A 13249-nucleotide genomic window follows, 5' to 3' on the forward strand; every position below is an offset into this window, starting at 1 on the left:
CGTGACCCAGCCCGCTGATGACGAACTGGAGACACCCAGCATGACCCATACCCTGCCGATCCGGCGAGACGCCCGGACCGGACACCCCCTCGATGCCGCACTGCGCTTGGCCGCCAGCGGGCTACCGGTGCTGCCTCTGCGGGCCGACAAGCGCCCCTTCGGGAACTGCCGCGCCTGCACCGACAACGCCTGCGGCGGCCGGCCGAACATGAAGACCCCCGGGCCCTGCGTCTGCCCGTGGCCGTGCCACGCCTGGGCCGCCGCCACCACCAACCCTCGCGTCATCGGCTCCCCGCAGTGGGTGTCCGTGTGGCGGCGGGCCGGGGCCGTCGCCTACCACCCCGGCGGCGCCGGCCTCACCGTGGTGGACCTGGATGACGCGGATGCGGTCGCCTGGGCCCGGGCCACGCTGCCGCCCACCCGCACCGTGGCGACGACGCGCGGGGAGCACTGGATCTACTCGGGCACGGTGCGGTCGGTGAACGGCGTCCGGCCCGGCGTCGACATCAAGTCCTCCATGTCCTACGCCCGATGGCTCGGCCCGGGCGCCGGCGCCATGACGGCCGTGCCGGACGCCGTGCACGCCCTGGTCGAGAAGAAGCCCGCCGCCCGGCCCGCGCCCCGCCCGGTCACGGTGCCCGCTCCGGCCGGGTCCGGAAGGTGCCCGCACCGCTCGCCCGTCTTTCTGGAGCGGGGGATCGCCATGGCGGAGCAGCGCATCGGCGCCGCGGCGAGCGGGGTGCACGCGACGGTGTATGCCACGTTCCTGGCGGTGCTCTCGGTCCACGGCCGGTGCGGCTGCCTCACCGAAGCGCACATCGAGCGGCTGTTCACGGCAGCGCAGGCCAAGGGCGAATCCCCCCGGCACTGCGCGGACGCCTGGGCGAACGCCGCCGCGGCTTTGGGGTTGTGAGATGTCCGAGGACGAGAAGACTCCGGCCCGCGAGATCATCACCGACTACGCCCAGCAGCATTTCCGGTACTTCCGCACCGCCGAAGGGACCGTCTACGCCCAGCGCAACGGTCACCCCGTCGCCCGCCCCATCCGCTCCCAGGGCACCAGTGGGAGCCACCGCCAGGAACTCATGGTCGGCCTGTTCCGCGACGGGTTCGGCGTCTTCAACGGAACCGCCCTGAAGGAGGCACTCGACTTGATCGAAGCGCTCGCACTGGACGAGGGCGTACAGCCCACTCACATCCGTGTTGCCCCCGGATTCGACGGCGCCACCTGGCTCGACCTCGGCCGCGCCGATGGCAAGTCCGTCCGTATCCACCCCACCGGCTGGGACATCCGCACCCCCGACCCCCGTGAAGTGTGCTGGCGGCGCACCCAGCTCACCGGCGAGCTGCCGCTGCCGGTCAAGGACACCAACGGCAAGGGCATCGACCTGCTGATGCGGCTGTGCAACTTCGCCAGCGCCCAGACCGAGAGCCTGGCCATCGCCTGGCTCATCGGCTGCCTCAGCCCCACCGCGCCCGTGCCCGCCCCCTTCCTCACCGGCCCCCAGGGCGCGGGCAAGTCCACCACCGGCCGGATGCTCACCCGGATCATCGAGGGCATGAGCGGCGACCTGCGCCGCGCCCCGAAGGACGAGGAGAACCTGATCACGGCCGTCGCCGCCGGATGGGTCACCGCTCTGGACAACCTCTCCCACCTCGGCCCGGACCTGTCCGACGCCATGTGCTGCATCGTCACCGGCGCCGAGAACATCAAGCGCGCCCTGTTCAGCGACGGCGACGTCTACCGCGCCCGCTACCGCCGCCCCCTGCTCATGACCGGGATCGACGTCGGTGTCATCCGGCCGGACCTCGCGGAACGCCTCCTCCCGCTCCGACTGGAACGCCCCCGGGTGCGGCGCACGGAAGCGGAACTGTGGGCGGAGTTCGAAGAGGCCCTGCCCCTCATCCTCGGCTCCCTGCTCGACCTCACCGTCAAGGTCCGCGCCACCGACGCCGACATCCCCACCGACCTGCGCATGGCCGACTTCGCCCACCTGTGCGCCCAACTCGACGCGGCCACCGGCTTCGGTGCGCTGGACGCCTACCGGGCCAGCCTGGACGACCTCAACGACGACGTGATCGAGGGCGACCTGCTCGCGCAGACCGTCCTCAAGCACGCCGCCGGCATCGAGCCCGGGGCGGCGGTCCGGATGACCTCGGCCGAGTGGCTGCACGCCCTGACCCAGCTCTACACCGGCGAGGGAGAGTTCCGGCCCCTGCCCAAGGGATGGCCCACCACCGGAAAGGTCCTCTCCGACCGACTCAAGCGCATCCAGCCCGTCCTCGCCGCCCGCGGCGTCCTGGTCGACTGGGGCCGCAAGAACAGCGCCCGCTACATCGAGATCACCCGGCCCACACCCGCGCAGGACGAGCAGGGCCGGGTGTTCTAGCCATGCCACCTCAAAAGGGCAGCGCCCGCGGGGCCATCACCGTCGTACCCATGTCCTTCCGGGACGCGTGTCAGTACCTCGATCGTGTCCACCGTCACCACGCGGCCCCACAGGGCCACAAGTTCTCCCTCGGAGCCGTCACCCCAGATGGGCGCCTTGTCGGTGTCGCCATCGTCGGCCGTCCGATCGCACGAGCCTATGACGACGGCTTCACCGTCGAGATCACGAGGCTTGCCACCGACGGCACCCCGAACGCCTGCTCCGCGCTCTACGGTGCCGCTTGGCGAACCGCCAAGGCCAGCGGACACCACAGAGCCATCACCTACACACAAGAAGGCGAAAGCGGCGCCAGCCTGCGGGCGGCCGGATGGCGCCTCGCAGCTGCACGACCCGCACGAGCTGGCTGGCACACCCCAAGCCGTCCCCGCAACCTGCTGGGCACCGAACACGTTGCCCGCACCCTGTGGGAAGTCACCGCCAAGAGCGCACCGCCCATCACTCTGGCACCGCTTCGGCGTGACGAAACCCGTGACGAAACCCCACCGAGACGGCGCCGCTGCGCCGCCCACTCCTGCAAGCAGCTAATCACCACGCCCACAACCGGCCGCCCCGCCCTCTACTGCTCCCACGCCTGCCGGCAGCGCGCCTACCGCCAACGCCACACGGCACCAACAACCTGAATACACATCCCGTACCCGCCACGCGGGCTCAGCCGCACAGGCAAGAGGAGCACCCCGCCCCGGCGCCCGGGTGCTCCTCTTGCTCTTCGGCGGCTCGCCGCCGCCCAAAGGGCGTGCCGCATCGCGGCTCCTCCTTCACGCCTGAAGGCGCGCGCAACAGAAAACAGGCCCCACTTTTTCCTAAGTAGGAAGACGCTGCGTCACCTGCGTCACCGGGCCCCGAAAACCGCCCCTCACCTGCAACAACGACGGTGACGCAGAACCCGAATCTCTGCGTCACCGTTCGTCACCTGCGTCACCCCATGACGGACGGCTCCGTCACCAGTGACACAGGGCGCCCCTCCATGCGTCACCGGAAAACCGCAGGTCAGGCCCCGAAAGTGACGCTGATGACGCAGTGACGCAGAAATCCCCACCTCGGACAGGTGCCGGTCCCTCAGCCCCTTGCGGAGGAGAAGCCACTGTGACGATCTCAGTCCCGACCAGCCACACCGCCGTGACCGTCCCCGAAGTCATGGCCGCCCTGAAGTACAGCCGCAGCAAGGTCTACGACCTCATCCGCTCCGGCGCCCTGCCCAGCTACACCGAGGGACGCGCCCGCCGCATCCCCCTCGATGCGCTCCGCACGTACATGAATGACCGCCTGGAGGAAGCCGCCTGATGGCACGCAAGAGAAACCCGAACGGCGCCGGCAGCATCTGGCAGCGCAAGGACGGGCGTTATGAGGCCCGCGTGTACGTCCCACAGCCTGACGGCACCCGGAAGAGAAAAACGGTGTACGGGGCCACGTGGGAGGAGTGCGACGCCAAGCGACAAGAACTCGTCCGCCGGGACCGTCAGGGGATCCCGACTCCGACACGTTCGGCCAAGCTCTCCGAGTGGCTGCCGTACTGGCTGGAGCAGTTCATCAAGGACGACCGCAAGAAGACCACGTACGCCAAGTACGAAACTCACGTCCGCCTCTACCTGATCCCCAACATCGGGACCAAGCGCCTGGAGAACCTGGGAGCGGCCGACGTACGCCGAATGCTCGCTACCGTCTCCACCCAGGCGTCGCCGGCCACGGCCAAGGAGTCGCACCGAGTTCTGCGCAGTGCTCTCAGCGCCGCATGCCGAGAGGAACTCATCAGCCGAAACGTGGCCAAGCTCGTTCCCGCCCCCCGCGTGGAACAGCGGGAGCTGAAACCATGGGACCTGGAACAGACCATGACCTTCCTTGAGGCGGCAAGGGGGGATGCGCTTTACGCCGCGTTCGTCCTGGCCGTCGCCCTCGGGTTGCGCCGCGGGGAGGTGCTCGGGCTGCGCTGGTCGGACATCGATCTGGAGCGTCGCGCCCTCACCGTGCGGAACCAGATCCAGCGGGTTCAGAACGAGCTGTACGCGGACTCCACGAAGAACCGTCGGAGCCGCGTCATTCCCCTCCCCCTGATGTGCGTGCCGCCGCTGCGCTGGCAGCGTCTGAGGCAGGCCACGCAGCGGGACGCGGCGGGAGCGGACTGGCTCGGCAGTGACTACGTCTTCACGACCCGTACGGGCCGCACGGTAGAGCCGATGAACCTGAGCCGCTCATTCCAGCGCATTACGGAAGTGGCCGGGCTCCCCCGGATCCGGCTGCACGACGCCCGGCACGGGTGTGCGACGCTCTTGTTCGCCGCAGGCGTGCCGGCGCGGGTCGTGATGGAGATCCTGGGGCACTCACAGATCGCCGTCACCATGAACATCTACACCCACGTCTCTGACGAACATCGGCGGGAGGCAATGGGCCACATGGACCGCCTCCTGAAGCGCACGAAGTGAGAGGAGCGGAGTCGCCGACCTTCCGAGGAGGAAACGGCGACTCCCCTCGCCTGGTGGAGTCGAGCAACGCAGAGACCTCGTCACCGGCTACGTGGTGATCTCTAGGTAATCCAGATCCTCTTCATCCTCGTCCGGAACTAGCGCATCAAATTCCCGCAGCAGTGGAAAACCGATTTCCGGCTCTACTGCAGCGATATAACATGCCCAACCCATCAAACGACGACGAGTCATCCCCTCGTCAGAGCCGCCAAACTCCGTCATGTAAGCGTCGTAACCGAACTTCGATATTACGTGCAAGATCCATCGCATCTTCCGCTTCACCCTGCGCGGAATTCGCGGCCCGTCTGACTCTCCGACGTATAGCCCAGTAACGTACTGCGGGCCGCCTCGACGCATGAAAGCGGTCTTGCGCGTGTTCACCGACCAACCAGCATCGTCTAGAATGCGAGCGACATCCACTGCATGCCGGTCATTGATATCACCAGAGAATGCGAGATCATCCACATAACGCGTAAACGATAGACCCTCTGACTTTGCATATTCGGCAAGGGAGCGGTCCGTGTCCAGGAAGGCGAGGTTAGACAGGAATGGCGATGTACTGAGCCCAATTGGCAACTTGCCGCCAATAGTGACGAGATCGACAGCTACGTCCGCAGCCTTCTCCTCGTAACCCTGCTCCATCAACGATACCTTTACGGTTTCCGCCCTGATGGACGGAAAAAAATCCTCAAGGTCCAAGCGCAACACGCATGGTTTCGCCAGGTGCTGCCTAGCATTACTGACGGCAGAACGCTCACGAACAAATCCGTGAACATGATCAGGAGCCTCATAAGGGAGCAGCTCTATAAAGCTCCGATGCAAGTTCTTATTGGTGAACTGGAAAGCCATCCTCGGCTTGAAAATTTCTCGTACCCCGCCATGCCTCTTGCGGTGCACTCGCTGGACATAGAGTCTTCCTGCACCTGCAGGAAGGCTCGAAGATAGATGCTCCAGAAGTTCAACCGATACGCCGGCTTGCTCCGCCAGGTCGTCAATCGAGTACGGCATTACTCCCCCTACGATGAGGAGCCACGAGGTAGGGCCACACTCCCGTGCAAGAGCTATCATCCAACGCACGCGAACTCGCGCACAAAGTTGACCGCGGCCCTACCTCGCTCGTGAGGGTATCACACGTCAATGAAGGGGGTCCTTTCGACTGGAGATTCGACCACGCTCAAGTGAGTAGAGGATCGAGATGGATGCCTCAAACTCACGAAATGACCTATAGGCATACTCCGATGGACTGGTGGTGCAGCCCGCTTTGAGCCACCTACTTACGGCCGCCATGACGTAGTCGATGATGGCCGTCGACATATAATCCCGCTTCGTCACCATCGCAATATTCAGATCCGGCAGTGGCGTCGCTTTCCCGATCGTTCTACGGGATTGCTTGAGCACACCATCAGGGAGCCTCTGAATAATCGACTTCATATCCTCGCTCTGCTCTACATAGCAAAGCAATTCCGCCTCATGGCGATGCTTGATCGATAGATCACTCAACAACTTCACATACATAAGCTCAATTAGCTCAGGTTCTGCCCTGCCGGGAAAGCGTGTCCGATCGGTTGTAACCATATACGACCGAAAAAATATACTCCCCATCAATTCTACAAATCGACTGGACACCTCTCGCGGATCGGTCGAACTATGAAAGCCGTTCTCGCGAAATTTCTCGAAGCTGCCAAAGCCGAACAAACTACTCTTCGCACATAGGCTTTTATGCAGGTCTCGAATTCTCTTCTCTACCGCATCCGCATCTTCGCTTAGCTCAACTGCACCAACGATCAACGGTTGAGAGGCGTTTCCGTTTCCTGACTCATCCATAAATAGCTTCACCGCAAGTAGCCTTCCGTGAGGCCTGCCGCAACGCCGTCAGGCCGTCAAGCGTCGTCGCATGAGACGGGCGGCCTTACGAAGGCACTTCGCGCTGTCACGCTACCTCCCGCGGCTGGCCTGGGTGGTGCGTTGAAGAGAACTGGTGTGGGGCCGTTCTCGTGCCGAAGGTGGCACTGCCGTCACCCTCTACCGTCAAAGGCCCCGGACCATGATCGGTCCGGGGCCTTTGTGCTGGTGGGCGCGGACGGTTTCGAACCGCCGACATCTGCTTTGTAAGAGCAGCGCTCTACCCCTGAGCTACGCACCCGTGGAGGAAGCAACAGCGTACATGGCGGACCGGTGGGTGGGGCAAACCGGTAGGGGGACAGCCCTACCAGGAGGTGGGGTGGGGGCCTGATCGTGGGGCGGGGGGTGGGGGGCATAGGTTCGGGGGGTCTTGATGGGGTTCGGACCGGGGGTGGGTTGATGGGTACGCGTCGGCGTATGCGGGGGGTGGCCGCCGTAGGGGGCGTGCTCGTGGTCATGGGGGCGGTCGCGGGGTGCGGGGCCGGGGATGTGGAGGGGGCTCCGGTGGAGAAGAAGGCGTTCGCGTTCTCCGGGGACGCGCTCGTCGTGGACTCCGACGACTCGGATCTGGTGATCACGCCCGCCGACGTCGAGGACGTGCGGGTGGAGCGGCAGGTCGACGGGTGGGTGTTTCTGGGGAGCGGGCCCGAGGCGGAGTGGAAGCTGGTGGACGGGCGGCTCACGTTGCGGGTGGACTGCGACGGGGTGGCGTCCGGGTGCGGGGCGCTGCACCGGATCCAGGTGCCGCGGCGGGTCGCGGTGAGTGTGGAGAGCGAGAACGGGGACGTGACGGCCGAGGGGTTCGGCACCCCGCTGCGCGTGCGGTCCGACAACGGGGACGTACGGGTGCGGAAGGCGTCCCGGCCGCTCGATCTCGGGAGTGAGAACGGGGACGTGGTCGTGGAGGGCGGCACCACCTCGGCCGAGGTCGTCGCCCGGTCGTCCAACGGGGACATGGACGTCACGCTCGGCGCCGTACCGCGCCGGGTGGACCTCGCCGGGGAGAACGGTGACCTGACCGTCTCGCTGCCCCGTGCCACGTACGACGTCACGGGCGGGACGGACAACGGTGACCGTGTCATCGACGTTCCGGTACGTCAGGGCAGCGGGCACGCCGTGAGCGTGCGCAGCGACAACGGTGATGTCATGGTCCGTACGGTGAACTGAACGCCCTGTGTGTTCGTCCTTACCGGGTGGGACAATGAACCGGACCGGGCACGGCGGACACAGCACGGGAGAGGGACGTGGCGGCGAGCGAAGCCAGGGGCAGGGCGGCGTCCGCGGCGTCCGGGACATCGGAGCGGGCCGGGGCGTTGGGGGGCGCGTCCGTCTTCCGCGTGGGGCTCGCGCTGCCGCTGCTGGTGGTGGCCCTGCTGCCGCAGGCCTTCGCGGGCGGTGGTACGCGCCGGTGGTTCGGCGGGCGCGGGGAGGGTCAGCGGGCCGAGGCGCAGGCGGCGAAGGACGCCGCGGCGGCCTCCTTCTACGAGCTCGACACCGCGCAGCGCGGGCTGCGGATCTCCATCGAGACGATCACGGCCGTGGACGGTTCGCCGGAGGCCCGGCGGGCCGTCGAGGGTTTCGAGGCCCTCGGGCGCCGGATCGACGAGGTCTCCCTCGCGTACATCACCGCCGTCGACGCGCACGATCTGGACCGGGACGAGCTGGACGCGGCGACCGCGAGCCGGGCGCGGGGCGAGCTGACCCGGGCCAAGGAGGAGCTCGACCGGGTCCGGGGCGAACTGGAGCGGTTCGAGCAGGGGCTCGGTCCGCTCCTCGCGACGGCCGAGAACCAGCTCGCCCGCCTCGCCCCCGCCGCGGAGCGCGCACGGCAGGCGCTGCGCGAGGCGAGTGCCGCCCTGGACTCCGTACGGGAGACGGGGCTGCGCGCCGATGATCTGGCCGCCCGCCTCGCGGCGCTCGGGCCCGAGCTCACCCGGCTCAACGAGGGCGCGGGCCGGCACGGTGTGCCGGACACCCTGCAGCGCGCCGACCGGATCCTGCGGGACGCCGAGGCGGTACGGGCGGAGGCCGAGCGCCTGCCGCAGCGGGCCGCCGAGATCGACAAGCGGCTCGTGTCCCTCCGTACCCGCGCCGAGGCGCTGACCACCCGGGCCGGGGCCGTCGAGCCGGTCCTCTCCGAGCTGCGGCGGCGGTACTCGCTCGCCTGCTGGCAGGACCTCCAGCACGTGCCGGAGCAGGCGGCCGGCACCGTACGGCAGGCGGAGGACCGGCTACGGGAGGCGACGACGGCGCGGGAGGAGCAGCGCTGGCCGGACGCGACGGCGATCCTGTCGACGGTCCGGGCGCTGCTCGACGCCACCGACGAGGCGGTTTCGGCCGCCGGGGATCGGCTGCGGCGCCTTGACGCGGTGGCGAAGGATCCGAGGGCGGAGATCGAGCGGGCCAGGTTCGCGGTACGGGACGCCCAGCGGCTCGCGATGGAGGGGCGGACCACGCCCGACCCCCGGCACGCGCGGCCCCTGGACGAGGCCGTGGCCCGGCTCGACCGGGCGGTGGCGGGCCTGGAGGGCCGGCACCCCGACTACTGGCACTTCCTGACCGAGCTGGAGGCGGTACGGGCCTCGGCCGCGCGGGTCGTCGGTCTCATCCGCGAGGAGCGCGGCGCCGGGCAGCACTGACTCCGGCGGGAGCGGCTGACGGTGGACCGCGGCTTCCGGCGCGCGGCTAGCCTGGGGGCATGCCTCGTTACGAATACCGCTGCCGCACCTGCGGCGACACCTTCGAAGTCAGTCGGCCCATGGCCGAGTCCTCCGCTCCCGCCGCCTGCCCGGCGGGGCACGACGACACCGTGAAGCTGCTGTCGGCCGTCGCCGTCGGCGGTTCGGCCCCGGCCGGGCCCGCCCCCACCTCGGGCGGGGGCGGGGGCGGCTGCTGCGGTGGCGGCTGCTGCGGCTGACCCCTGGGGTCCGCCACGAGCACGGCTCAGGAAAGGACCGCCGCCCGGAAACGGCGCAGGATCTCCTCGCCCGCCGCGACGCCGCGCTGGGTGAGGACGTCGAGGTGGGGGGCGGTCCACTGGGTGTCGGCGAGTTCGCCGTGGCCCGGGCGCCAGGCCCGGTCCGCGGCGAGCAGCAGGTCGGCGTCGAGGAGCGAGTCGCCGGCCGCCAGGGTCAGGGTCGCGCCGGTGCGGCGGGCGACCTCGCGGACGGCGGCGCTCTTGGTGAGCGGCTTCGGCACGGCGTACACCTTGCGGCCCTGGAGGGAGACGGTCCAGCCGCGCTCCCCCGCCCAGGCCCCGAACCGTTCCAGCCAGTCCGCGGGCAGCCGCTCCCGGTCGACGACCAGGTAGGCGAAGAGGTCTTCCGCCACCCGGTGCTTGCGCACCCAGGACAGGTCGGTGGTGGCGGTGAGGTAGGCGCGGATCTCCGAGAGCGGCGCGCATTCGTCCGCGAGTCTGCGCAGGACGGAGGCGTGCCAGTCGTGGTCGGTCACGCCGTCGACCAGGAGGTGCCCGCCGTTGGCGCAGATCGCGTACGCCGGGGCGCGGCCGGGCAGGCGGATGCGCTGGTACTGCTTGCGCGTCCGGGTCGTCGTGGGGACGAAGACGGTCTCCGCGGTGAGCCGTGCGAGCAGGTCGGCCGCGGCCTCCGTCATGTAGGAGAGGGGCTTGGACTCGTGGACCTCGACGCAGAGCAGCCGCGGCGCCTGCGGGTCGGGCATGCCGAGGGCGAGGGCCGCGGACGAGTAGATGAGGGTCCGGTCGAGGTCGCTCGCGACGAGGCTCGTCCCCCCGCCGGGGGCGGGGGCGGTCGTGGGCGCGGTGGGGGTGGTGGTCATCGGGACGTCACCGCCTTGCCGTCGGCGCCGGTGGCGCCGCGCGTGTACTGAGGGTGGATCAGGCCCACGCAGGTGTACGGGAGTTCGTCCACCTCCTCGACCGGTACGCCGCGCTGTTCGGCCAGCAGGCGGACGTGCGCGAGGTCGTCGCCCGCGCCGCGCTTGGCGAGGATCTTCCACGGGACGCGGCGGAGCAGGACGCGGGTGGTCTCGCCGACGCCGGGCTTGACCAGGTTGACGTCGTGGATGCCGTACTCCTCGCTGATCCGCTCGACGGCGGCCCAGCCCTCCCAGGTGGGGGTGCGGTCCGTGGTGAGGAGTTCCTTGACGTCGGTGCCGACGTCCTCGGCGACCTCGTCGAAGCGGGCCGCCACGGCGTCGAGGAAGAGGCCGGAGACGTCGGCGCCGGCCAGCTCGCGGTAGAACTTGGCGCCGTGGAAGTCGTCCGGGCCGACCAGGTCGGAGCGGAGCACGGTCCGGGATATGAGGCCGGAGACCGTGGAGTTGAGGCAGGCGGAGGGGATGAGGAAGTCCTCGCGGGTGCCGTAGGTGCGGACGCAGGAGCCGGGGTCGGCGAGGACCGCGATCTCCGGTTCGAAGCCGGGGAAGTCCGCGAGCGCGGCGGCGAGTTCGCGGGTGATGGCGCCCTTGCCGGTCCAGCCGTCCACGAAGACGACGTCCGCGGGGTCGTGGTGGGTGGCGAGCCAGCGCAGCGCGTTGGCGTCGATGCCCCGGCCGCGCACGATGGAGACGGCGTAGTGCGGCAGGTCGAGTCCGTGCCGGGCCCCGGCCCAGCGGCGCATGAGAACGCCGACGGGGGTGCCGGCGCGGGCCAGCGAGACGAGCACCGGGCGGCCGGCGCGCTCGGCGAGGACGGTCTCGGTGACGGTGCCGACGGCACGGGCGATCCGGGCGGCGGAGGCCTCCAGGGCGCTGTGGAACAGGTCCTGGTAGCGGGCGCTGGGCTGGTACTCGACGGGGAGCGACTCGGCGTAGTGGGCGCCGCCGCTCTGGATGGCTTCCTCGCGTTCCTCGGTGGGCGCCTCCAGTTCGACGTCCGAGAGGTCCTGGAGCAGCCAGCCGACCTCTTCGGGGGCGTACGAGGAGAAGGCGGGGCCGCGGAGGGGCTCGGGCAGCATGGAGCTCCTTTCGGGAGCTGCGGTGCGGGCGGGAACGGACGGAAGGGCGGGCGCGGACGGGCGCGCGGGCGCGGTGGCCGGTACGTAGGACGGGACGACGGCGAGGACGACCCTCGGTATGTGGGCCGCGAGGCGGGCGAGGAGGCCGTCGGGGGCGTGGAGCCGGGGGGTGTCGGCGGCGGAGTCGACCACGACGACGACCGCGTCGAAGCCGGCGCCCGCGACGTTGTAGGCGTAGCGCTCGCCGGGGCCGTCGGCGGGGTCGTCGTGGGCGGGGAAGACGAGCCGGGTGCGGATGGCGTAGCCGGGGTCGTCGACCGCGAGGACGGGCGAGCGGGTGGTGGTGGACGAGCGCACGTCGTGGCCCGCGTCCTCCAGGGCGGTGGCGAGGCGCAGCGGCGCGTACATCAGCTCCTCGAAGCCGAGGACGAGGACCCGGGCGCCCGTTCCCTCCGTCCGCGCGGTGCCCGGGGCGGTCGGCGCCGGCGCGGGCAGGGCCTCGGCGATCCGGGCGGCCATGGCCGGCAGGGCGGCCTCCAGGCGGACGCGGTGCTCGGGCGTGAACCCGTGCCGGCCGCCGTCCGGGACCCCGGCCGGCCAGTCGAGCGCGACGCGTACGACCTCCGGGGCGGCGGGTCCGGAAGCCGTACCCGCCGGGCCCGCGCCGTCGCCACCCGCACCGATCCGGCCCGCGCCGGCCGCGCGCACGAGGCCGGGGCCCGTGCCCGGCTGCGCCCCGGGAGCGTCCGGGGCCGCGCCCGTCGTCGTTCCGTCCCCCGTGCTGCGGCCGCCCTCGTACCGGGCCACCAGTTCCCGGCCCTTCTCCAGGACGCCGGCCGGGAGGCGGACCGTCCCGGCCGCCAGCGTGACGAGGTCGACGCGGGCGCCGATCTCGGCGGCGAAGGCGGTGAGCCGGTCGCGGTCGGCGGGGCCGCGCATGTCGACGAGGGCGACGACGACGTACCGCTCGCGCGGGTAGCGCTCGTGGAGGGCGCGGACGGTGTTGAGGACGGTGTTGCCGGTGGAGAACTCGTCGTCGACGAGGACCAGCGGGCCGTCACCGGCCAGCAGCGCCGGGTCCTCGGGGAGGAGCAGGTGGGAGGTGGCGTGGGAGTGGGACTCCTCGAAGCCGCCGGCGCGGGCCACGCCGGGCACCGGACGGCGGGTCGAGTGGAGGTACGGGGCGGGGCCGAGGCCGTCGGCGACGGCGTGGCCCAGGGCGGTGGCGGTCTCCGCGTAGCCGAGGACGACGGCGCGGGCCGCCTCCGCCTCGCCGAGGAGGTCCCGTACGCGCCGCCCGAGGTCCAGGCCCGAGCCGTACACGACGGAGGGGCGCTGCGGCACGTGCTTGCCGAGCACGCTGGAGACGAGCAGGTGCGCCCGCTTGGGGTTACGGCGCAGTGCGAGGCCCAACAGGGCCGGTAGCGCCTCGTCGCCGATCAGTTCGACGCCCAGTCGCTCCGCGACCCACGTTCCGGTCCACACCACGTCGTCGACGTCCCTT

At 69.9% G+C, this 13249-nt stretch carries 12 protein-coding genes and 1 tRNA gene; 8 read left to right on the forward strand and 5 right to left on the reverse strand.

Annotated features, from left to right (window positions below):
• The first annotated feature begins 40 nt into the window (after positions 1-40).
• From ABTY40_RS00490 to ABTY40_RS00510, 5 genes are all read left to right on the forward strand, one after another.
• Positions 41-913, forward strand: a complete 873-nt coding sequence (locus tag ABTY40_RS00490) for a bifunctional DNA primase/polymerase (protein WP_352057496.1) — start codon at positions 41-43, stop codon at positions 911-913.
• Between the two features lies 1 nt (position 914).
• On the forward strand, positions 915-2390 hold the full coding sequence (locus ABTY40_RS00495; protein WP_352057497.1) for an AICE element replication initiation protein: 1476 nt from the start codon (positions 915-917) through the stop codon (positions 2388-2390).
• A gap of 50 nt (positions 2391-2440) precedes the next feature.
• Positions 2441-3070: an XF1762 family protein gene (locus ABTY40_RS00500; protein ID WP_502990448.1), complete on the forward strand. Its 630-nt coding sequence runs from the start codon at positions 2441-2443 to the stop codon at positions 3068-3070.
• A 463-nt stretch (positions 3071-3533) separates the two neighbouring features.
• Positions 3534-3731, forward strand: a complete 198-nt coding sequence (locus ABTY40_RS00505) for a helix-turn-helix domain-containing protein (RefSeq protein ID WP_352057498.1) — start codon at positions 3534-3536, stop codon at positions 3729-3731.
• Complete coding sequence (locus tag ABTY40_RS00510; protein WP_352057499.1) at positions 3731-4867, forward strand: tyrosine-type recombinase/integrase; 1137 nt, start codon at positions 3731-3733, stop codon at positions 4865-4867. The genes ABTY40_RS00505 and ABTY40_RS00510 overlap by 1 nt, the downstream gene beginning before the upstream one ends.
• An 87-nt stretch (positions 4868-4954) precedes the next feature.
• On the opposite strand, the gene ABTY40_RS00515 is transcribed toward ABTY40_RS00510, so the two are convergent.
• The 3 genes from ABTY40_RS00515 to ABTY40_RS00525 all read right to left on the reverse strand — a co-directional run bounded on the left by ABTY40_RS00515 (position 4955) and on the right by ABTY40_RS00525 (position 7049).
• Positions 4955-5974, reverse strand: coding sequence for a reverse transcriptase family protein (locus ABTY40_RS00515; protein WP_352057500.1), 1020 nt, complete (start codon positions 5972-5974; stop codon positions 4955-4957).
• 66 nt (positions 5975-6040) lie between these two features.
• A complete protein-coding gene (locus ABTY40_RS00520) occupies positions 6041-6730 on the reverse strand; it encodes a hypothetical protein (protein WP_352057501.1) in 690 nt (229 codons plus the stop codon).
• 244 nt (positions 6731-6974) lie between these two features.
• Positions 6975-7049, reverse strand: a tRNA-Val gene (locus ABTY40_RS00525).
• A gap of 263 nt (positions 7050-7312) precedes the next feature.
• Between ABTY40_RS00525 and ABTY40_RS00530 the strand changes: the two genes are divergently transcribed.
• The 3 genes from ABTY40_RS00530 (at position 7313) to ABTY40_RS00540 (ending at position 9725) form a co-directional block, all read left to right on the forward strand.
• The gene (locus ABTY40_RS00530) at positions 7313-7975 is read left to right on the forward strand and encodes a DUF4097 family beta strand repeat-containing protein (protein ID WP_352057502.1); all 663 of its coding nucleotides are present in this window, start codon (positions 7313-7315) and stop codon (positions 7973-7975) included.
• Positions 7976-8052: 77 nt separating this feature from the next.
• Complete coding sequence (locus tag ABTY40_RS00535) at positions 8053-9447, forward strand: hypothetical protein (protein WP_502990449.1); 1395 nt, start codon at positions 8053-8055, stop codon at positions 9445-9447.
• Between the two features lie 59 nt (positions 9448-9506).
• Entirely contained in the window at positions 9507-9725 is a 219-nt protein-coding gene (locus ABTY40_RS00540) for an FmdB family zinc ribbon protein (protein WP_352057504.1), read from the forward strand.
• A 26-nt stretch (positions 9726-9751) separates the two neighbouring features.
• On the opposite strand, the gene ABTY40_RS00545 is transcribed toward ABTY40_RS00540, so the two are convergent.
• Together ABTY40_RS00545 and ABTY40_RS00550 are read right to left on the reverse strand one after the other, a co-directional pair.
• Positions 9752-10606, reverse strand: a complete 855-nt coding sequence (locus ABTY40_RS00545) for an HAD family hydrolase (protein WP_352057505.1) — start codon at positions 10604-10606, stop codon at positions 9752-9754.
• Entirely contained in the window at positions 10603-13233 is a 2631-nt protein-coding gene (locus tag ABTY40_RS00550) for a phosphoribosyltransferase (RefSeq protein ID WP_352057506.1), read from the reverse strand. The genes ABTY40_RS00545 and ABTY40_RS00550 overlap by 4 nt, the downstream gene beginning before the upstream one ends.
• Positions 13234-13249: the final 16 nt, after the last annotated feature.

This window comes from Streptomyces sp. NPDC126503 (assembly GCF_040302405.1).
Taxonomy (GTDB): domain Bacteria; phylum Actinomycetota; class Actinomycetes; order Streptomycetales; family Streptomycetaceae; genus Streptomyces; species Streptomyces gulbargensis.